The 21,216-nt window shown below is 68.9% G+C and carries 16 protein-coding genes; 4 read left to right on the forward strand and 12 right to left on the reverse strand.

Annotation, left to right across the window (positions count from 1 at the left end; all coding sequences use genetic code 11):
- Positions 1-28: 28 nt before the first annotated feature.
- On the reverse strand, positions 29-2,410 hold the full coding sequence (locus tag ACSQ2B_RS21760) for a M20/M25/M40 family metallo-hydrolase (RefSeq protein ID WP_436053211.1): 2,382 nt from the start codon (positions 2,408-2,410) through the stop codon (positions 29-31).
- 115 nt (positions 2,411-2,525) lie between these two features.
- Positions 2,526-3,221, reverse strand: coding sequence for a response regulator transcription factor CtrA (ctrA, locus tag ACSQ2B_RS21765; protein ID WP_436053213.1), 696 nt, complete (start codon positions 3,219-3,221; stop codon positions 2,526-2,528).
- 452 nt (positions 3,222-3,673) lie between these two features.
- Here ctrA and fliI point away from each other — a divergent pair, with 452 nt between their 5' ends.
- Positions 3,674-5,011, forward strand: coding sequence for a flagellar protein export ATPase FliI (gene fliI, locus ACSQ2B_RS21770; RefSeq protein ID WP_436053215.1), 1,338 nt, complete (start codon positions 3,674-3,676; stop codon positions 5,009-5,011).
- Positions 5,008-5,424 (forward strand): flagellar export protein FliJ, encoded by a 417-nt coding sequence (locus ACSQ2B_RS21775; RefSeq protein WP_436053217.1) that lies wholly within the window; start codon positions 5,008-5,010, stop codon positions 5,422-5,424. Before fliI ends, ACSQ2B_RS21775 begins: the two co-directional genes overlap by 4 nt.
- A 67-nt stretch (positions 5,425-5,491) precedes the next feature.
- On the opposite strand, the gene ACSQ2B_RS21780 is transcribed toward ACSQ2B_RS21775, so the two are convergent.
- Together ACSQ2B_RS21780 and ACSQ2B_RS21785 are read right to left on the reverse strand one after the other, a co-directional pair.
- On the reverse strand, positions 5,492-6,340 hold the full coding sequence (locus ACSQ2B_RS21780; RefSeq protein ID WP_436053219.1) for a hypothetical protein: 849 nt from the start codon (positions 6,338-6,340) through the stop codon (positions 5,492-5,494).
- Positions 6,341-6,355: 15 nt separating this feature from the next.
- The gene (locus ACSQ2B_RS21785) at positions 6,356-7,030 is read right to left on the reverse strand and encodes a DUF6345 domain-containing protein (protein ID WP_436053221.1); all 675 of its coding nucleotides are present in this window, start codon (positions 7,028-7,030) and stop codon (positions 6,356-6,358) included.
- Between the two features lie 406 nt (positions 7,031-7,436).
- On the opposite strand from ACSQ2B_RS21785, the gene ACSQ2B_RS21790 reads away from it, so the two are divergent.
- The gene (locus ACSQ2B_RS21790) at positions 7,437-10,055 is read left to right on the forward strand and encodes a TonB-dependent receptor (RefSeq protein ID WP_436053223.1); all 2,619 of its coding nucleotides are present in this window, start codon (positions 7,437-7,439) and stop codon (positions 10,053-10,055) included.
- Positions 10,055-11,074 carry a phosphatidylinositol-specific phospholipase C domain-containing protein gene (locus ACSQ2B_RS21795; protein ID WP_436053225.1) on the forward strand — a complete coding sequence of 340 codons (1,020 nt, stop codon included), beginning with the start codon at positions 10,055-10,057 and terminating at the stop codon, positions 11,072-11,074. The genes ACSQ2B_RS21790 and ACSQ2B_RS21795 overlap by 1 nt, the downstream gene beginning before the upstream one ends.
- 13 nt (positions 11,075-11,087) lie before the next feature.
- Here ACSQ2B_RS21795 and ACSQ2B_RS21800 read toward each other — a convergent pair whose 3' ends face one another.
- From ACSQ2B_RS21800 to fliF, 8 genes are all read right to left on the reverse strand, one after another.
- On the reverse strand, positions 11,088-12,833 hold the full coding sequence (locus tag ACSQ2B_RS21800; RefSeq protein WP_436053227.1) for a PAS domain S-box protein: 1,746 nt from the start codon (positions 12,831-12,833) through the stop codon (positions 11,088-11,090).
- A 174-nt stretch (positions 12,834-13,007) separates the two neighbouring features.
- Positions 13,008-13,370 carry a DUF4282 domain-containing protein gene (locus tag ACSQ2B_RS21805; RefSeq protein WP_436053229.1) on the reverse strand — a complete coding sequence of 121 codons (363 nt, stop codon included), beginning with the start codon at positions 13,368-13,370 and terminating at the stop codon, positions 13,008-13,010.
- 102 nt (positions 13,371-13,472) lie between these two features.
- Positions 13,473-15,482, reverse strand: a complete 2,010-nt coding sequence (flhA, locus tag ACSQ2B_RS21810) for a flagellar biosynthesis protein FlhA (protein WP_436053746.1) — start codon at positions 15,480-15,482, stop codon at positions 13,473-13,475.
- Positions 15,483-16,067: 585 nt separating this feature from the next.
- Positions 16,068-17,435, reverse strand: coding sequence for a sigma-54-dependent transcriptional regulator FlbD (gene flbD / locus ACSQ2B_RS21815; protein WP_436053231.1), 1,368 nt, complete (start codon positions 17,433-17,435; stop codon positions 16,068-16,070).
- A 31-nt stretch (positions 17,436-17,466) separates the two neighbouring features.
- Positions 17,467-17,790 carry a flagellar motor switch protein FliN gene (gene fliN, locus ACSQ2B_RS21820; RefSeq protein WP_436053233.1) on the reverse strand — a complete coding sequence of 108 codons (324 nt, stop codon included), beginning with the start codon at positions 17,788-17,790 and terminating at the stop codon, positions 17,467-17,469.
- A gap of 5 nt (positions 17,791-17,795) precedes the next feature.
- Positions 17,796-18,446 (reverse strand): flagellar assembly protein FliH, encoded by a 651-nt coding sequence (locus tag ACSQ2B_RS21825; RefSeq protein WP_436053235.1) that lies wholly within the window; start codon positions 18,444-18,446, stop codon positions 17,796-17,798.
- Entirely contained in the window at positions 18,446-19,474 is a 1,029-nt protein-coding gene (fliG, locus tag ACSQ2B_RS21830) for a flagellar motor switch protein FliG (protein WP_436053237.1), read from the reverse strand. The genes ACSQ2B_RS21825 and fliG overlap by 1 nt, the downstream gene beginning before the upstream one ends.
- Positions 19,471-21,126, reverse strand: a complete 1,656-nt coding sequence (fliF, locus tag ACSQ2B_RS21835) for a flagellar basal-body MS-ring/collar protein FliF (protein WP_436053239.1) — start codon at positions 21,124-21,126, stop codon at positions 19,471-19,473. The genes fliG and fliF overlap by 4 nt, the downstream gene beginning before the upstream one ends.
- Positions 21,127-21,216: the final 90 nt, after the last annotated feature.

Here is a 21,216-nt window from a genome sequence, read left to right on the forward strand (position 1 = left end):
CCCGAGGCTTAGCCGAAATCGCGGCCGATCACCAAGCGAGGCTGCGGCTTCCGGTGACCAGCGTTTCACCGGAGCGGCCGGTCGCCATGGTTCCGGCCGGAGGCGGGGGCGGGGCGACGGCGCCCGCCGGCCAATCGTCGAACGCCATCGCATAGCGCAGCTGCAGGCGTCCGGGCCCGCCCGGGCGGAGCACCAGGGTCAGCCCGCCCTCCGGCGGCGCGGTCCAGCGCAGCTGGGTCCAGCGGCCCGGCGCCAGCGGCGCATCGGTCGCCGCCGTCGCGATCGCGACCAGGCGCGCCGGGGTGTCGGGGGAGAGGTGCAGCGTCAGCGTGCGGGCGCCGGGCGGGGTCGCGACCTTTACGGTGATCAATCCCGCCTCGGCGTGGGCGAGCGTGGTGATCGGCGCCGGCGCCGGGACGATCTTGGCGGGCGCGGCGTCGACCGGCCGGGGCCAGGCCCAGTGGCGCAGCTCGGCGATGCGGCCGCCGTCGGCCCGCAGCACGGCGTCCGACCAGGCCGAACGCCTTTCCGCGTCGCCGACCCGCCAGGCGCGGCCGGAGTCCTGATCGAGCTGGTAGGCGACGAAGGCCGGCTGGGGGTGGCGTGCGTCCCAGGGATTGGACAGACGAATGACAGCGACGAGGACCGCGCCGACGAACAGCAGGGCGCGTCCGGTCAGTCGCTCGGGCGGCGCGCCGGCGGCGGGCTGGGCGAGCGGCCAGACCGTCATGGCGCTCATGAACAGCGGCAGGGCGAGCAGCTCGGGCAGGCTGGTCACCACCACGATCAGGTGGGCGTGGATGGCGGCCCAGCCGACGCCGATCGCGGCGAACGGCATGAGGGCGGCGAGCCGGCCGCGCCGGCGGTCCGCGCCGAGGTCGGTGGCGGCGGCGCCAAGCGCGCCGAGGACGAGCGGCCAGGTCAGCACATAGGCGATCTGCGGGGCGAGGATCTGCGCGAGGCAGGCGGCGGCGAGGCCCAGCAGCAGGACGCCCGCCCAGGCCCCGGGCCGGTCCGCCGGTTGGCCGCCCACGGCCAGGGCCAGGAGGGCGGCGGCGATCCCTTCGCCCAGGCCTACGGCGTCCAGTCCGCGGGCGACCGCGCAGCTTCCCAGGCCGGCGACGAGCGCCAGCAGCGCGGCCTGGATCCGGCGGCCGCGCGCGGCCTCCGCCACGGCGAACATGAAGACGCCGGCGGCGAGCAGCAGTTGCGCGACTTCCCATCGTCCGGCGACGGCGAGCAGACGTTCGGCGGCGAGCGGGCCTTGGGCCGCCGCCGCGCCCGCCAGGTGCAGCACCGCGGCGAGGCTGGTCAGGGCGTAGAGCGCCCAGCCCGCCCCACGCGCCGCCTCGGACCAGGTCAGGGCGTCGCGCCTGCGGGCGCGGACCAGGGCGAGGGCGATCAGGGCGGCCGAGACGGCCAGCGGCGCCCAGCCCCACGCCGGCGGATAGGCCAGCACCGCATCGCCGAACAGCACGCCATAGACCGCGTCCGGCTGGCGCGGCGGCAGGCTGGGCGAGAAGGCCAGGGCCCGGGCGGCCGACAGCGCCTGGTCGCCGAGATCCTGCAGCGACCCGGGCTGCAGGTTGGCCGGGGTGTCGGTCGGCGCGTGGTAGTCGAAGGCCTGGCTGGTGAAGGCGTAGTTGAAGCCGGCGATCCCGGCCTGGCGGGCGAGGGAGAAGTCCGTGTCGTTGGGCAGGCGCTCATAGACCTCGCTGAACAGCGAGCCGGCGGAAGGGCGCACGGCGGTCCGCCGGAAGAGGTCGATCGCCGCGCCATTGTCGCGGCCGGTCTCGAACATCTGCACCCGCCCACCCGAACCCCGGGCCTCCAGGTTGAGGACGAACCCCAGTCGCCGGGCGAGCGGATCGTCGGCGAAGATGGCGCGGGCCCCGAACAGGCCCATCTCCTCGCCGTCGGTGAGGATCACCGCCACGTCGCGGACGGGGACGCCCTCGGCGCGGATCGCGCGCACTGTCTCCAGGGCGGTGGCGACGCCGGAGGCGTCGTCGGCGCCGCCGGGCGCGCCGGGCACGCTGTCGTAGTGAGCCATCAGGGCCAGCGGCGCCAGGCTGCGGTCGCGACCGGGCAGTACGCCGATCAGGCTCTCGGTCGAGCCGCCCTGCATGCGGTCGACGCCCTTGGTCACGAAGACGTCGTCGCGCCGAACCCTTGGGGCGAGCCCGAGCTCGGTCATCCGCGCCAGCAGCCGGTCGCGCACCGCATGGTTGGCGGCCGAGCCCATCGGATGGGGCCGGGCGGCGACCATCCGCACGTCGGCCATGGCGCGTTCGGCGGAAAACTGGGTGAGCGGGGCGTCAGCGGCGACGGGCGTCGGCAGGCGCAGTCCGCCCCAGGCGATCAGGACGCCGACGATGAGCGCCAGCACGAGCGCGATCGATCGCCCCACGTTGTCTCCCCCCTTTGCCTGCTTGGCCGCAACCTAGCCTGACGGCCGCCCCAAATGAAAACGCCCGCCTTGCGGCGGGCGTCTCAACGCTCCCAAAACGTCTTGGGGGCGACCCTCAGGCCGCGATTTCGGACTCGTGCGGGTCGCGCAGCACATAGCCGCGGCCCCAGACGGTTTCGATGTGGTGCTTGCCCTCGGCCGCGGCCGCCAGCTTCTTGCGCAGCTTGCAGATGAAGACGTCGATGATCTTCAGCTCAGGCTCGTCCATGCCGCCGTAGAGATGGTTCAGGAACATCTCCTTGGTCAGCGTCGTGCCCTTCCGCAGCGAGAGCAGCTCGAGCATCTGATATTCCTTGCCGGTCAGATGCACGCGCAGGCCGTTTACTTCGACGGTCTTGGCGTCGAGGTTGACGACGATGTCGCCGGTCTTGATCACCGATTGCGCGTGGCCCTTGGAGCGGCGGACCACGGCGTGAATTCGGGCGACCAGCTCGTCCTTGTGGAACGGCTTGGTCATGTAGTCATCGGCGCCGCCCGAGAAGGTCTTCACCTTGGTGTCGATCTCGGCGGTGCCCGACAGGATCATGATCGGCGTATTGATCTTGCCGACGCGCAGCGTGCGCAGAACGTCCATGCCGCTCATGTCCGGCAGGTTCAGATCGAGCAAGATCAGGTCATAGTCGTAGATCTTGCCCAGATCGACGCCTTCTTCACCCAAATCCGTCGTATAGACGTTGAATCCTTCGGACTTGAGCATCAACTCGATGCTTTGCGCAGTCGCGCTGTCGTCCTCGATCAACAGTACGCGCATAAGCTTCTCCTACTGCGTCCCCGTTCGCCCCTGGGATTCTTGGAATCCGACCAGAACCTCGTCGTTAAGCTGCCCGACAGGTCATTTAAGACTGGTTAATGGAAGCCTTCCCCCGCGAAGAAAATCGTTAATCTGATTTGAGTCAGGGGAGCAAGCGGGCCCGGCGCACGCCGCCGCCACGGGGTTGAATCTTTTGTGAGTGGACGCTGCGGCGAAGCAGTGGCGGCATCTGCTCCGCCCGTCGGCCGCGCGGTTTTCCTTGGGAAAGATCGAGGCGGGGCGTCGGCGCCAGCGTGGTTTCGTCGCAGGTCACGCGGGTCGACGCCGCGCCTGAAGGGGGCGCGAGCCTTATGGTTTCTCCGGCCCGGCCTTGCGCCGGCGCCGCCGCCGAAATCTTCACTCCCGGTTAAGAGGACGCGCCGAACCTGCTGCCGGGCTTGGGGACGTATTCGTTGCAGAGTTTGGTGGCCGCGGTCGAGCGGCTGGATCCCTTGACCGTTTCCGGCCGGGTCGCGGCGGTGAACGGGCTGTTGATCGAGGCGCGGGGCGGGCTGTCGCGCCTGGCCGTCGGCGCGCGCGCCGAGATCGACCGGATCGGCGAGAAGCCCCTGGCGGCCGAGGTGGTCGGCTTCCGCGAGACCCGCGCCCTGCTCATGCCCTTCGGCCCCGTCGAGGGCGTGGCCCCGGGCGCCGAGATCCGTATCGAACCGACGGCCGCCACCGTGCGGCCGACCAAGGCCTGGCTGGGCCGCATCGTCGACGCCTTCGGCGAGCCGATCGACGGCCTCGGGCCGCTGCCCAAGGGGCTGGCCGCCTATCCCCTGCGGGCCCCGCCGCCGCCGGCCCACGCCCGCGACCGGGTCGGCGAACGGCTGGACCTCGGGGTCCGGGCGATGAACGTCTTCACCACCTGCTGCCGTGGCCAGCGCCTGGGCGTGTTCGCCGGCTCCGGGGTCGGCAAGTCGGTGCTGCTGTCGATGCTGGCGAAGAACGCCGATTGCGGCGCGGTGGTGGTCGGCCTGATCGGCGAACGTGGCCGCGAGGTGCGTGAATTCGTCGAGGAGACCCTGGGCGAGGAGGGCCTGCGCCGCGCCGTGGTGGTGGTCGCCACCTCCGACGAGCCGGCGCTGAAGCGCCGCCAGGCCGCCTATATGACCATGGCGATCGCCGAATACCTGCGCGACCAGGACCTGGAAGTCCTGTGCATGATGGACAGCGTCACCCGCTTCGCCATGGCCCAGCGCGAGATCGGGCTGGCGGCCGGCGAGCCGCCGACGACCAAGGGCTATACGCCGACCTGTTTCACCGAGCTGCCGAAGCTCTTGGAGCGGGCCGGACCTGGGCCGGTCCGGGCGGATGGGACGACGGCCGGGCCGATCACCGCCATCTTCACCGTCCTGGTGGACGGCGATGACCACAACGAGCCGATCGCCGACGCCGTGCGAGGCATCCTTGACGGCCACATCGTCATGGAACGGGCCATCGCCGAGCGCGGCCGCTTCCCGGCGATCAACGTCCTGAAGTCGATCAGCCGGACCATGCCGGGCTGTCACCATCCGCACGAGCGGGAGATCGTCAAGAGCGCGCGCCGGGCGCTCTCGGCCTACTCCAACATGGAGGAGCTGATCCGCATCGGCGCCTATCGCGCCGGCGCCGATCCAGAGGTCGACCGCGCCATCTATTTGAACCCCGCCCTCGAAGACTTCCTGTCCCAGGACAAGGACGAGGCGAGCGGCCTGGACGAATCCTTCGGCCGGCTGGGTGAAATACTGCAGAGCGAGCACGCATGAGCAGCTGGGCGAAATCCCTGATCAAGCTCTCCACCTACGAGGTGGAGACCCTGCAGAAGCGGCTGGCGGACATCGCCGACCAGCGCCAGCGGGTGGAGATGAAGCTGGCGGCGCTGCAGGCCGAGGGCGAGGCTGAGCAGGCCGCCGCCGCCCAGGACCCGCAGAACGGCTGGCGGGTCGTCAGCTATCTCGACGCGCTGCGGGTGCGCATGGACCTGGTGCGCCAGGACCTCTACCTCATCCAGGTCGAGGAGCAGGGCGCGCGCGATGCGCTCGCCAAGGCCTTCGAGGCCCAGAAGAAATACGAGCACGTCGCCGAACAGGCCGAGATCCTGGCCCTGAAACAGCTCGACCGGCTGGAAAGCGCCCAGATGGACGAGGTCGGCCTGCGCAAGGCGGCGGGCGGCCGCTAGACCCTTCCCGGTTCAGGCGCTCGGGGCCAGGCGGGGAGCCTGGCCCCTTTCGCGTTCTCGCCTCGGCTCAGGCGATCAGCAGCGCCGGACGCGCATGCGCCCAGCGATGCAGCTTCGCCTCGGCCTCGGCGATCTCGGCCGCCGCCACATAGGTTACGAAGTCGTAGCGCGGCTGCAGTTCGGTGCTCACCTCGCCGCGCAGCACATAGGCCGGCGCAAGTACGCCCTGGGTCTCGGTGGGCGGCAGGCACAGCAGACCGAGCTGCACGGACTTGACCGTGACCCGCGCCCTGCCGCCCAGGTTTTCGAACGGCTCGCTGCGGGCGAACCGGTCGAACGCCTCCTTCGGCCCGATGGTGGGCCGTTCGCCGACCCGTCTGAGATCGCGGGCGAACCGGTAGGCCTGCGCCAGTTCGCCGTCGTGGCCGATGGTGACCTGGGCCTTGGCTCCGGGGCCCAGCAGCGGCAGGCCCTCGTGGGCGTAGCGGAAGCTGACCTGCAGGCCGACCACCTGGGGTTCACCGTCGGGCTTCCCCCGCGTCGCCTTGACGACCTCCAGTTCGGTGATCGATCCGGCGTCGGCCTTGGCGTGGGTTTCCCCCACACTCTCCAGGAACCCGTGCGCGATGGCCATCGCGCGCTCGCGGTCGAGGGCGATCGCCTTCGCCTCGCGGGCCTCGGCGTCGAAGTCATGGCGCTCAAGGCGCAGCGAATTGCTGGCCTGATAGACCTCGAGCGTCCATTGGTCGTTGCGGGCCACGTACCACGCGCCGACGTCGACGGCTCGGGCGCCGATATCGAAGCGCGCTGCGAGCCGGGCGACCTTGTCCGCCGTCCAGGCGGGCGGGACGACCTCGTAGAGGGGCAGCGTCCGGGGGACGTCGATCGGGTCTGGGAATTGGATCTTCACACTCATCTCACCCTCCTTCGATCAACAGGCGCCGCGCGCGTAATAGAGGACGTTGGGGTTGTCCGGGTCGGCGGACACGTGGCCCTTGCCCAGCCAATGGTCGTTGTAGGTGTCTGTGCCCGGCGCGTCGGCGCGCAGGTAGGCCCACTGGGTGTCGGAGTCCTCGGTGTCCTGGCAGGCCTTGATCCATGCCCTGCGCACGGTGTTCCCGGCGTTCAGGTACTGGGCCAGGATGCGCCCGCGGTCGGGCTCGTCCGAGGTCGTCGTGTTGAAGCCCAGGATGTAGTGCAGGCCCTTGAACACCGGCCATCCCCAGCGGCCGAACACGCCGTCCCGGGCGAGCACATTGCACGCGTCGAGGACGATGTATTCCAAGTCCTTGTCGCCCCAGCGGATCTCGCTGGGCTTGGCCTTGGCGTCGTCAGTCTTCACGCCGAACAGGAACCCGCTCGGCGAGCCGTGACCGGAAAAGAACAGCATGTCGACGTTGTCCGCCCAGGTGCTGTCGGTTCCCGCCGCCGGCGAGCCGACGTTCTTCTGCTCGAAGTCCTGGTCCCAGGCCAGGTCGTCGCCCCAGGCGAAGGAGCGGGTCGCGCTCAGGGTGTTGTAGAAGCCTTCCGCCTGCGGCTTGGTGTTGGTGAGATTTGACGCCAAGCCATTGTACTTACGTACCCATTCGATGCCGATTGTCGCCATTGTCGCCTCCCTGCCCGATTGGTTCGGGGTCCCGCTCTCGCGAATTCGGCGGCGCATCATCCGGCGGTTGGGGGCGAAGGCGGCGCGGCCGTCGGCGTCGCGCAGGCCGCGCGAAGCCGCCGACAGCGGACAAGCCGCCGATCTTCCCCCGGTTGTCGGAGACAGACACAGGTAATCGCGAAAGTGGTGAAAGCCTACACTGTTATCTCCCTGGGGTTGAGTCGAAAATTGTGCAGTCGGTGCAAAACTGATGGGCATGCCTTCCGCCGTCGCTGCGCCATGGGGTTGGTAGCGCAACACAAAACCTTCGCCGAAGCGTCACGGTTGTGCGGCGGATCCTAAGGTTGCGCCTGCGCTAGCTTGACCTCGGACCGGCGCGTTCCCGCCGGGATGGGGCTTTGAGTCAATGAAGACGAGACTGAGGGCGGCGCTCTGCGCCGGCGTGGCGTTCGCATGCCTGGCCGCCGGGCCGACGCGGGCCGCCGAAGGCGCCGCGGCCGAGGCGCCGGCCACCGTCGAGGAGGTCGTCGTCACCTCCTACGCCCGCAGCCTGGCGGAAGCCTCCGAGCTGAAGCGGACCTCCACCTACGGACTGGATGCGATCAGCGCCGAGGACATCGGCAAGTTTCCGACCCGCAACGCCGCCGAGGCCCTGCAGCTGGTCACCGGGGTGACCATCGAGCGCCCGCGCGGCGCGGGCCTCTACGTCAGCGTCCGCGGCCTGGGCCCGCAGTTCCAGAACGTGCAGCTGAACGGCCGCTCCATCGCGGTCAACGACCTGATCGAGAACGGCGGCGCGCGTGGGCGGCAGTTCCGTTTCGAGGTGCTGCCGACCGAGATCATCTCGCAGATCGAAGTCGTGAAGACCCCCACGGCCGACATGGATGACGGCGCCCTGGGCGGCAACATCAACATCCGGACCTTCAAGCCGCTGGACCTCGGCAAGACCGCGGCCTTCTCGCTGCGCGGCTCCTGGAACGATTTGACGGAGAAGACCGACCCGGCGGCCTCGGCCCTGCTGAGCTGGGTGAACGCGGACAAGACACTCGGGGTCTCGGTCTCCGGCCTCTACAGCCGCCAGAAGGTCCGTAACGACCGGCTGTACCAGGTGGGCTGGAACCTCAACAGGTTCACCAGCGTGCTGGGCGCCGGCGTCTACACCCCCTCGCGCACCCGCTCGACGATCGAGACCGAGGACCGCAAGCAGAAGTCGGTGGACGTCGCCGTCCAGTGGCGGCCGACCAGCGAGCTGCAGACCGATTTCGACCTGCTCGCCAACCGGCTGGACGTCGACTACGACGAGTTCGGCCTCGACATCTATCCGGACGACACGACCTTCCAGACGCCGAGCTTCGTGGCCGGCAGCCAGCGGCTGGTGGGCGACACCGCGGTCGCAGGGACCATCAACAATGTCCGCTGGATGGCCTCGCGCGAGACCAGCCTGAACCGCCACGACCTGGTGGCGGTCGGGCTGAAGCAGCGCTGGTCGCCGGGGTTGTGGACCTTCACCGGCGACTTCGCCTGGTCGAGCGCGCGCAGCTACCACCCGGACGGCAAGGCCACGACCCGCAACCGCCTGGCCTTCTTCGCGCCGCTGACCTACGACTTCCGCACCCTGGGGCAGATCCCGATCCTGACCACCCCGGTGGACTACAACAATCCCGCCAACTACGTCGGCCAGGCCTTCGACTACACCTGGAAGGACAGCCGCGACCACGACGACATGATCCGCTTCGATGCGGCGCGGGAGTTCCAGGGCAAGCCGTTCACCCGCCTGATGGCCGGGGTCGAGCAGCATCACCGCAACCGCGAATATCTGCGTCGCGACTGGGTGCTGAACGACATCCTCAACGTCCCGGCGACGACGCTCGGGGCGAACTTCTACGGCCCGCTGCCCTATTCCGACTTCCTGTCGGACTATTCCGGGGCGAGCCCGCGGACCTGGCTGACGCCCTCGTCGACCGCCTTCTACCAGCGCCTCTACACCGCCGCCGTGGCCGCCCAGCCGCTGTCGGCGGCCGACATGCGCAACACCTTCGAGGTCGACGAGAAGATCTTCGGCGCCTATGCGCGGGCGGACTTCGCCTTCGACGCCGCAGGCGTGCCGGTCACCGGCAACCTGGGGATCCGCTACGCGCGCACCAAGCAGGTGGCGAGCGGGACCCTGGTCAGCGGCTCGACGCCGGTCGCGGTGCGCTATGCCAAGACCTATGACAACTGGCTGCCCAGCTTCAACCTGCGGGCGGAGCTCGCGCCGGAGCTGATCGGCCGCCTCGCGGCCTCGCGGGTGGTCAACCGGCCGAACGTCACCGACATCGCCCCGCGGATCACCGTCTCGCGGGACTCGCCCACCGCGTCGGGCGGCAACCCGGACCTGGACGCCTTCCTGGCGACCCAGTACGACGCCTCGCTGGAGTGGTATCCGACCCGCACCACGGCGGTCACCGTGGCGGTCTTCCACAAGAAGCTCGACGACTACATCACCGCCCAGAACACCACCATCCAGGTGCCCGGGCGCGGCGACGTCCTGCTCTCGACCAACGTCAACGGCGGCGAGGCCGAGCTGTCGGGCGTCGAGCTGGCCTACAACCAGGTGTTCAGCTTCCTGCCCGGGCCGTTCGACGGCTTCGGGGTGCAGGCCTCGCTGACCGCGGTGAAGAGCAAGGCCAGCTATTTCGCCGGCAACCGCGCCATCTCGGACGACCTGATCGGCCTGTCCAAGACCAGCTACAACCTGGTCGGCTATTATGAGAAGGGGCCGGTGTCGGCCCGCCTGGGCTGGTTCTGGCGCTCGAAGTACCTGAACGGGATCGGCTCGACCACGACGGCGCCGAACTACGTCGACGACTACGGCTCGTTGGACGGCTCGCTGTCCTATGCCTTCAACCGCAACTACTCGGTGGTGCTGGAAGGCTCGAACCTCAGCAACCAGGACCGCTTCGTCTACGGCAAGACCAAGGACCAGCCGATGGAGATCTACCACTGGGGTCGCACGGTCTCGGTGACCGTCCGGGGCCGCTACTGATGCCGGTCGCGGCCCTGGCGCTGGCCGCCGCCCTGTCCGCAGTCGCGTCTGGGGCGCCGGCGGATCTGCGGGTGGACCAGCTGAGCTGGCTGGGCTCGCACAACAGCTACCGCCCGGCGCCTGGGCCGCAGGACCTGGCCCGGCTGCGGGCGACGCTGGGGCCGCGCTCGGCCGGTCTCGAGTATGGCCATCTGCCGATCGCCCGGCAGCTCGACCTCGGGATCCGGCAGCTGGAGTTCGACCCCTGGGCCGACAGCGCCGGCGGCCGCTACGCCGCGGCGCACCCGGACGACCCGGCGCAGCAGGCCGCGATGCAGGCGCCGGGACCGAAGGTGCTGCACATCCCGGTGGTGGACGAGCGCACGCTCTGCGCCAGCCTGGCGCAATGCTTCCAGACGGTCGCCGACTGGTCGCAGGCCCATCGCGCACACGACCTGATCGTCATCTTCGTCAACGTGAAGGAGGAGGAGACGCCGGTTCCCGGCGCGCCCAAGCCGGAGCTCTGGACGTCGGAGAGCCTGGGCGAGGTCGACCGGATCGCCGTGGCGGCGTTCGGACGGGCCGGGATCGTCACGCCGGACGACGTCCGGGGAGGCGCCGCAAGCCTGCGCGAGGCGGTGATGGCGCATGGCTGGCCGGGGCGGATCGCGGCGCGCGGCAAGGTGCTGCTGGTGCTGGATTCCAGCCCGCGCGTCGGAGAGGTCTATCGGGCAGGTCATCCTTCGCTCGGCGGGCGGGTGATGTTCGGGCTCTACGACGAGGCCGAGCCGGAGGCCGCGGTCTTCAACATCCAGGACCCGCGACCGCAGGAGCATCGCATCCGCCGTCTGGTGGCGGCAGGCTTCCTAGTGCGCACGCGCAGCGACGCCGACACCCGGGAGGCGCGGGCCGGCGACCACGGCCGGCTGGACGCGGCGATCCGCTCGACGGCGCAGATCGTCAGCACGGACTACTATGCGGGCGCGCCGGATCCGCTTGGGCTGAAGTTCGTCGTGACATTTCCGGCCTCGGCCCGTTAGCGGCTGTCACGCTCTAGGCGGCCTCGCGGGCGTGTCGCAGGGCATTGTCCAGCAGGCGCACGTCGACCGGCTTCCTGACGAGGGGCCAGACTTCATAGGCCGGATTGCTCTCCAGCTGTTCGTAGCCCGAACAGAAGACGAAGGGCACCTGCTGCGCCCGCAATCGGTCGGCAAACGGATAGACGAGCGTGCCGGAGAGGTTGACGTCGAGCACGGCGACGTCGGGCGGAGAACTCGCCTCCAGCAGCCGCTCGGCTTCCTCGACCGAGGCCGCGGGACCGATGACGTCCCAGCCGAGCGAAGTCAGATCCTTGCAGATGGCCAGGGCGATCAGCGTCTCGTCCTCCACCACGAGCAGGCGTCCACGCCGATGGCCGTCGATGATGCTGGCCTCCTGCGAAGCGACCGCGACGACCGGCGCGGCCGGACGATAGGTCGACGCCGGCAGGGTCGCGACCAGTCTCATGCCGTCCGGCGGCCAGGCCTGGGCGAGAGAGCCTCCCAGCTGCCGGGTCGTGACCTCGTTGATCAAGGTCGAGCCGAAGCCCTTGGCCGCCGGCTCCTGCGCCTGCGGCCCGCCGGATTCCGTCCATCGGAGCTGCAAGTCGCCGTCCGGCAGAATGGACCAGGCGATGTCCACCCGGCCCTCGGCGACGGACAAGGCGCCGTATTTCACGGCGTTGGTCGACAGCTCATGCAGCAGAAGACCGACCGGCTGCACGGCGTTGGGGGCCAGCAGGACATGGGGTCCCGTAAGGGTCACCTGGCCGCCCTTGTGGCAGCCCTCGGTTTCGTCGACGGCGATCTGGGCCAGGTCGCCGCCCTTCCAGTGGCTCTGCGCGAGCAAGGAGTGGGCGCGGCCGAGCGCGAGCACGCGGCCGCGCACCGCGGTGATGAAGTCTTCCTTCGACGCCGCGCGCGTCAGCGAAACGACCGCCTGGACGACGGCCAGGGCGTTCTTGGCGCGGTGGTCCACTTCGCGCGCCAGCAGGTGCCGCGCCTCCTCGTTGGCCTTGCGTTCGGTGACGTCGCGCAGGATCACCGTGGCGAGGTGCGCGCCGCCGACCTTGACATGCGAGATCGAGGCTTCCACCGGGAACTCCTCGCCATTGGCGCGCAGACCGCTGACCGCCGCGAGCGCGCCCATCCGGCGAGTGGTCACGCCGACCTCCTTGAACTTGCGGATATGTTCGGCGTGGTCGGGGCGGAACCGCTCGGGAATGAAGCGATCGATCGGCGCGTTGATCGCATCCTTGCTGGAAACGCCGAACATGCGTTCCGCAGCAGGGTTGAAGAGGATGATCCGCTGCTGGTCGTCGATGGTGATGAGGGCGTCCATCGCGGATTCGACGATGCCTTCCATCCGCCGCCGGCTCGCCAGCAGGGCGTCCTCCGCGGCCTTGCGCTCGGTGATGTCGCGCAGGATGACCGTGGCCAGCCGCTCGCCGCCCACCTCCACCTGCGATATCGAGGCCTCGATGGGAAATTCCTCGCCGTTGGCGCGCAGGCCGCTGAGCGCGCCCAGCGAGCCCATCTGGCGATTGGTGACGCCGGTCTCGGCGAACCGGTGGATATGCGCCTCGTGGGAGGCCCGGAAGCGCGCTGGGATGAACCGGGAAATGTTCTCGCCCAGGGCTTCGGACGCAGACATCCCGAACATCCGCTCGGCCGCCGGATTGAACAGCACGATCCGCTGTTGGTCGTTGATGGTGATGATGCCGTCCATCGCCGAGGCGACGATGCCCTCCAGCCTCCGCATCGTCTCCAGCGCGTCGCTTGAGGATCGGAGCCCGCGAGAATGGTTTGGCATGATCCGCCCCAGGTGGGTTTGGACACAACCTATACTAAGTTATGACCCAAGACACCTACCGAGGCATGTGTTCAGCGAGGCGTGAAGTCGGGGCCTGGCGCCTCGGCCTGTCGCCATCTCGCTCTAGCGGTCGGTCTTGGTCTTCTCGGCTTCCATGTCGGCGCGCAGGGCCGAAAGGTCTTCGCTGATCTTGAAGATGGCGACGTAGAATTCGCAGAACGAGCGCCACAGCAGCAGCAGCGCGCCCATCGCGACCAGGCCCACGACCGCCACGGGGATCGCCATCAGCAAGCCCCACGGGAAGGGGTCGCGGATCGCCACGCCGACGGCGGCGCCGATGAAGCCGAACACGCCGACAGCGACGATGGCCAGGCCTGCCCAGTAGATCAGGTGGACGACCGTATTGGTCATCAGCCGGTCAAAGGTGAGCAGGTCCCAGATCAGGGCTGCGCCCGGGCCTTGAGGTCTGTTCAGAGGTCGCCGCATCCGTTTCCCAGAAGTAGCGGAGCCGTAGACGCCCCTTCGTTGAACCGCTAGCAGCGCCCGCCGCGGGCTGCAACGTCCGTGACGTCGCTCCGTCCTTGCGGTCTAGATCTGCCCGACGGTCTTGAGCCGGGCGCGCGGATGGATTTCGCTCTGGCTCATCACCGGGGTCTGGCCGCGGAAGCGCTCGACGATCGAGCGGACATAGGGCCGGATCGCCGGGCTGGTCAGCAGGACCGGGGACTCGCCGCTGAGGGCGGCGCGCTCGAAGGTGTCGCGGACGCCGCGGATGAACTCCTGCAATCGCGAGGGCGCCAGCGCCAGCTGCTTCTCCTCCCCGGCGCCCACCAGGGCCTCGGCGAAGGCCATCTCCCAGTCGGGCGACAGGGTGATGATCGGCAGGCTCCCGTCGTCGCCGCGGTTGGCGAAGCAGAGCTGGCGGGCCAGTCGCGCGCGCACCTGCTCGACCAGGTTGGTGACCGAGGTGGTGTGGGGCGCGGCCTCGCCGATGCCTTCCAGGATCGCCGGCAGGTCGCGGACCGAGACCCGTTCGCGCAGCAGGGTCTGCAGCACGCGCTGGACGGTGGTGGCGGTCACCACGCTGGGGATCAGGTCGTCGGCCAGCTTCTTCTGCTCGGGCGGCAATTCCTTGAGGAGCTTCTGGACCTCGGCGTAGGAGAGCAGGTCCGGCATGCTCTCCTTGAGGATCTCGGTCAGGTGGGTGGTCAGCACGGTGGCCGGGTCGACGACCGTGTAGCCGCGGAATGTCGCCTCTTCGCGCAAGGAGTCGTCGATCCAGGTGGCCGGCAGGCCGAAGGCCGGCTCGCGCATATGCTCGCCGGGCAGCTCGACCTGGCCGCCGCGCGGGTCCATCGCCATCAGCTGGTTGAGCCGCACCTCGCCCTGGCCGGCGTCCATCTCCTTGATGCGGATGCTGTAGCCCTGGGAGGGCAGGCGCATGTTGTCGAGGATCCGCACCGCCGGCATGATGAAGCCGAAGTCCGAGGCGAGCGTGCGCCGCAGCGCCTTGATCTGGTCGGTGAGCCGGCGGCCCTCGAGATCGTTGATCAGGCCCAGCAGGCCGTAGCCGAGCTCGATCTTGATCTCGTCGATGGCCAGGCTGGCGGCGATCGGCTCCTCTTCCGGCTCGGCGTTGGCCGCGTCCGTGGCGATGTTGACCGCCGGCTCCGCCACCTTGTGCGCCCGCCGCCAGGCGAGGACGCCGGCGCCCAGGGAGATCGCCGCGAACGGAATGATCGGCATGCCCGGCACCAGGGCCAGCACGCCGGCGGCGGCGGAGACCATGCCCAGGCTGATCGGGTTCATCGCCAGTTGGGCGACGAGCGCCTTGTCGGCGGAGCCCTCGACGCCGGACTTCGACACCAGGAAGCCGGCGGCGATCGAGATGATCAGCGCCGGGATCTGGCTGACCAGGCCGTCGCCGATGGTCATGATGGTGTAGGTCGACAGCGCCTGGAGGATCGGCACCTTGTGCTGGATCACCCCGATCAGGATGCCGCCGATGATGTTGATGGCGACGATGATCAGGCTGGCGATCGCATCGCCGCGCACGAACTTCGAGGCGCCGTCCATGGCCCCGAAGAAGGTGCTTTCCTGCTCCAACTCCTTGCGGCGCGTCTTGGCCGTTTCCTGGTCGATCAGGCCCGACGACAGATCGGCGTCGATCGCCATCTGCTTGCCGGGCATGGAGTCCAGGGTGAAGCGGGCCGCCACTTCGGCGATCCGGCTGGAGCCCTTGGTGATGACGACGAAGTTCACGATCACCAGGATGGCGAAGACGATCACCCCGATGGCGAAGTTGCCGGCCATCATCAGTCGCCCGAAGGTCTCGATGACGTGGCCGGCGCCGTGCACGCCCTCATGGCCGTGGCCGAGGATCAGCCGCGTCGAGGCGATGTCGAGGCCCAGCCGGTAGAGGGTGGTGACCAGCAGCACGGTCGGGAAGCTGGTGAAATCCAGCGGGCGGCGCATCATCAGCGCCGTCATCAGGATCAGCACGGCGCTGGTGATCGAGATCGCCAGCAGCAGGTCCAGCACGAGGGCTGGCACCGGCAGGATGAGCAGGACGACGATGCCGACGATGCCGATCGCCATGGCGACGTCGCCACGGGCGACCCAGCCCCAGACCTCCCGCGGGGTCGGCGCATTGGTGCGCAGCCCGGAAAAGCCGGTGTCGGCCATCTAAATGCCGCGCCTACGCGATCGCGCGCAAGCGACGAACAGGACGGTTTCAATCGACGATGGACCGATCACGATTCAGTTTTGACCGGAGTCGCCAATTTGGGAAAGACTGTGGCGAGAAGGTGTGCGGAGACGCATTGACGCACCCTCTTGGTAGAAGGCTGGAACTCGCGTCCGCCTTTTTTGCGGCGAAGAAATGCTTAGTCAGGCAAACAACCTGGCCCAATGCCACGAGAATCGATCTGTGGTGGCGAAAATGACACATACATAACCCAAGGTTGCGTCACAAATACCTACGCATAGAGATGTCGTGCGGCTCTATGCCTCGATAACCTGAAACGTCTGAATGGATGAATCCGTGTCGGGGGGCCGTCGGCAGCCTCTCCGGGCGGGCCGCGCGACAGGGCCGGTGCGGCGTCGGACGGCGGGCATGCAAAAGCCCCACCCCCGAAGGGGAGGGGCTTTGACAGGACGGTCAGTTCGAGGCGGCTGAACGGGTCAGGCGGCGCTGGCGCCCATCTGCGGGGCGGGCACCGAGACGCCGGCCTCGGAATATTCCTTGAGCTTGTTGCGCAGGGTGCGGATCGAGATGCCCAGGATGTTGGCCGCATGGGTGCGGTTGCCCAGGCAGTGCTCCAGGGTGTCGAGGATCAACTGCTGCTCCATCTCGGACACGGTCTGGCCGACGAAGCCGCGCGTGGCGGTTTCGGCGGCGACCGAGGCGTGCTGGGCGGCGCGGGCGTGCGGATCGATCGACGAGAGCGGCTGGCCGTCGGGCAGGCGGATGGCCGCCTCCTCGATCTCCGGCCCGATCGCCAGCAGGACGGCGCGGTGCATGGCGTTTTCGAGCTCACGCACGTTGCCGGGCCAGCGGTGCGTCACCAGCCGGCGGCGCGCCTCGGCGGCGAGCGCCCGCTCCGGCACGCCGTTGGCGGCGGCGTACTTCTTCACGAAATGCTCGGCCAACGCGATGATGTCGCCGGGGCGCTCGCGCAGCGGCGGCAGCTTCAGGTTCACCACGTTCAGGCGATAGAGCAGGTCCTCGCGGAAGGTCCCCTCCTTCACCGCCTGGATCAGGTCGCGGTTGGAGGTGGCGAGGATGCGGATGTCCACCCGCACCGGCTTGGAGCCGCCGACCCGGTCGATCTCCCGTTCCTGGATGGCGCGCAGCAGCTTGGCCTGCAGGCGCGCGTCCATCTCGGAGATTTCGTCCAGCAGCAGGGTGCCGCCGTTGGCCTCCTCGAACTTGCCGATGCGCCGGGCCACGGCGCCGGTGAAGGCGCCCTTCTCGTGGCCGAAGAGCTCGCTTTCCAACAGGTTCTCGGGGATGGCCGCGCAGTTGACGCTGATGAAGGGCTTCGAGGCGCGACGCGACTTCTGGTGCACGTAGCGGGCGATGACTTCCTTACCGACGCCGCTCTCGCCGGTGATCAGGATGGAGGCGTCGGAGCCGGCCACCTGGTCAGCCAGGCCGAGCACGTTCATCATGCCCGGGTCGTGAACGACCATCGGCCGATTGTCGTCGGCCACCGCCGCCAGCACCGCGGCGATCAGCTCGGCGTCGGGCGGCAGGGGGATGAATTCCTTGGCCCCAGCCTTGATCGCCGCGGCGGCGCCGGCCGCATCGGCCGCCACCCCGCAGGCCACCACCGGCACCCGGATCCGCTCGGCCTCGTTGGCCGCGATCAGCGCCCGGATGTCGAGCTGGTAGTCGACCATCAGCAGGTCCGCGCCCTGGCCGGCGCGAAGCGCGTGGGTGGCCGCCTCGATACTCTCCACGTGGCTCACCTTCGCGCCTGCGCTCATCGCCAGCTTTGCGGCGCTGGACAGCTGTCCGTTCAGTTTTCCGACGACAAGAAGTCGCATTGTCCCGTCTCCTTACGTTTCGCGCCGACCGTCAGGCCTGTGCGTCGCCGTCCTTGATGATTTCCGTCATGGTCACGCCCAGCCGCTCGTCGACGATGACGACCTCGCCGCGCGCCACCAGGCGGTTGTTCACATAGATGTCGATGGCTTCGCCGACCTTGCGGTCGAGCTCCAGCACGCTGCCCTGGGCGAGCTGCAGCAGCTGGGCGACCGACAGGTGCGCCCGGCCCAGCACCGCCGAGATGTTCACCGGCACGTCGAAGACCGGCGCGAGATCGGTCGCGGTCTTGTCCTCTTCGTGCGGCGCGTCGGGGATGCCCCCTTCGTTGAATTCGTCGAGCTTCAAATCGGACATGAAGGTCAGCCTTCGCCGTCGAGTGTCAGGGCTTCGCCATGCAGGCCCTCGGCGGCCAGAGCCGCCTGCAGGGCCTCGGTGACGCGTTCCGCAGCGGCGGCGGGATCGAAGCTTCCCGCGCCGTCGCCGAAATCGAGGGTGAAGGCGTGCAGCCCCATGCCGAGGTCGGCGCGCACCTGGATGGCGCCGGTGAAACCCGCCCGGGCGGCGGTTTCGTCCAGCCTGCCCTGCAGATGTTCGGCGAGCTCGGCCGAGGCGGTGACGATCAGCCGGGGAGCAGCCTCGATCTCGCGGCCCAGGGCCTCAATCGCCGCCTGCACCGCCCCTTCCGGGAACCGGTCGAGGGCTGCGCCGGCGATGGCCCGACCGCAGGCCAGCGCCAGCTCGGCGGCGCCGATGCGGTGCTGGTGGGCGACATTGGCCAGGGTCGGGAGGGCCTGGCTGCAGGCGCGCGCGATTTCGGAGAGCGCCGCCATCTGCTGGGCGGTGATGCTGGTGATCGCCGCGCGCTCGCCCTCGCTGCGAGCCTTCTGGCGGATCTCCTCGACCTCTTCCGGGGTGAAGCTGCGCTTCGGCCGTGGCGCGACGTAGGAGACGTCGCCGGCGGCGTCGAATTCGGTGTCGAAGACGAATCTCTGATGGGGGGCGGTCGACATCAGTACACGAACTCATCTTCAGAGTTGGAGGTCGCCAGCATGATCTCGCCCTTGGCGGCGAGGTCCTTGGCCACCTGGACCATGGCCATCTGCGCCTGGTCGACGTCGCGCAGGCGCACGGGACCCATGGTCTCCATGTCCTCGCGCATGATCTTCGCGGCGCGTTCGCTCATGTTGGAGAAGAACATCTCGCGCAGCACGTCGGAGGCCCCCTTCAGCGCCAGCGCCAACTGGTCCTTCTCCACCGCGCGCAGCAGGGTCTGCACCCCGCCGGGATCGAGCTTGTTCAGATCCTCGAAGACGAACATCAGGGCGCGGATCCGCTCGGCGGACTCGCGGTTGCGCTCCTCAAGCGCGGTGATGAAGCGCGACTCGGTCTGGCGGTCGAACGAGTTGAAGATGTCGGCCATCAATTCGTGGGAGTCGCGCTTCGAGGTCCGCGCCAGGTTGGACATGAACTCGGTGCGCAGCGTCTGCTCGATCTTGTCGAGGATCTCGCGCTGCACGGGCTCCATGCGCAGCATGCGCGTGACGCATTCCAGCGCGAAGTCCTCGGGCAGGGCGGCCAGCACCCGGGCCGCATGCTCCGAGCGGATCTTGGAGAGCACGACGGCGACGGTCTGGGGGTATTCGTTCTTCAGATAGTTGGCGAGAACCGCCTCGTTCACATTGCCGAGCTTGTCCCACATGGTCCGACCCGCGGGACCGCGGATCTCCTCCATCAGGGCGTCGACCTTCTCCGGCGGCATGATCGCCGAGAGCAGCTTCTGGGTCTGTTCGAACGAACCCATGATCGCTCCGGCCCCGGACATGCCGGAGACGAACTCGACGAGCAGGTCCTCGACCACGCCGGAGTGGACATTGCCGAGGCTGGCCATGGCCTGGGAGATCTCCTTGATCTCCTCTTCGTCGAGCGACTGCCAGACGTGGGCGTGCTCTTCGCCGAGCGACAGCAGCACGATGGCGGCCTTCTCCGGCCCGGTCAGGCGGGCGACGTCGCTGACGGTCTTCTTCGCGGGCAGCTTCATGTTTCGTGAAGCCAGCTACGGAGGATGGCGACGGATTCCTCGGGGTGACGCTCGACGAATTCGGCGACCCGCTTGACGGAGCTCGCCTTCACCTGGCCCTCGATGCGGGCGATGTCGATCTTCTGGTCCAGCTCGCCGTTTCCGGTCGGACCGGGCAGGGCGAGCTGGCCGGTGACCGGATCGACCGCCAGCTGCATCGGCTGGCCGTCGGCGGCAGCCGCGATGCGGGTCACGGGCTGGCCGGGCAGCATCGGCAGGCTCCCGCCGCCGCCGCGCCCGCCGCCGCCCGTCGAGGACAGCATCGGCTTGACGATGAACAGGATCATCAGGATCGCCACCATCGCCAGCACGCCGAGTTCGGCCGCGCGCATGATGTCGTTCTTGTCGAAGCCCATCAGCGGATTGGCGGTGGTCACGCCGTCCGGATCCTCGACGCTGGGGAAGCGCACGTTGACCACGGTGACCTGGTCGCCGCGGCTTTCGTTGTAGCCCACCGCCGAGCGCACCAACTGCTCGATCTGCTGCATTTCCTGCGCGCTGCGCGGGGTGTAGGCGCCGGGTTTGCCGTCCTTGCCGGGCGGGCCGGTGACGCCGTCGACGGCCACCGCCACCGACAGCCGCTTGACGTCGCCGGGCGCCTGCACCTCGGTGCGCGTCGTGCGCGAGATCTCGTAGTTGGTGGTGGATTCCTGCTTGCCGCTGGCCGAGGAGGCGTTGGCGCTGCCAGGCGAGGCTCCGCCCGGGATGTTGGCGGAGGCCGAGACCTGGCCGACGCCTTCCGGCTCGTTCTGCTTGGAGTTCTCGTCGGTGGTCGATTCCGAGCGCACCACCTGGCCGTCCGGATCGTAGGTCTCCTGCTGGACGGTGACCTGGCTCAGCTGCAGGTCGGCGGTGATGTTGACCCGCGCCTTGCCCGCGCCCACCACCCCTTCCACCAGCGACTTCACCTGTTTGGAGATGCGCTGCTCGACGTCGGCCTTGCGGCTGTCGGCTTCGGACGCCAGCCCCTGCTCGCCGCCCGAAAGGGTCTTGGCGTGCTGGTCGACGACGGTGACCCGGTCGGGCTTCAGGCTGGGGACCGCGCTGGCCACCAGGTTCTGAATGGCGCGGACCTGTTCGGCGGAGGGCTCGCGGCCGCCGACGACGATGTTGACCGAGGCCGACGGCTGTTCGGCCTCTTCCTCGAACAGCTGGCGCTTGGGGAGCACCAGGTGCACGCGCACCGAGGTGACGCCGTCGAGGCCCTGGATGGTGCGGCCGAGCTCGCCTTCCAGGGCGCGCTGGCGGTTCAGCTGCTGGACGAAGTCGGTCTGGCCCAGCGCATTGGCGTTGTCGAAGATCTCGTAGCCGACCGAGCCCGCGGTCGGCAGGCCCTTGGACGACAGCATCAGGCGGGTGGAGGCGACCTCGTCGCGCGACACCAGGATGGTCGAGCCGTCGCCCTTGACCTCGTACTTCACGTTCGCCTGGTCCAGCGCCTGGGTGATGGAGCCGGCTTCCTTGAGGTCGAGGTTGGAATAGAGGAGCGCCTTGGGTTCGCCCAGGTTCATGGTCACGGCCACCAGGGCCGCGGCCACGCCGGCGCCGATGCCGAGCAGGGCGACGAGGCGCCCGATCCCGAACCTCTGCAGCGCCGCCAGAACCTTACTCAACGCACACGTCCTTCCCCCAAAGGCGTCGCGTCAGGCGTGAATCGCTCGCGCCTGTCGCTAGGCAGTAATTTCCCAGTGATTTGGTAAACG

The organism is Phenylobacterium sp. LjRoot225 (assembly GCF_964252855.1).
Classification (GTDB): domain Bacteria; phylum Pseudomonadota; class Alphaproteobacteria; order Caulobacterales; family Caulobacteraceae; genus Phenylobacterium.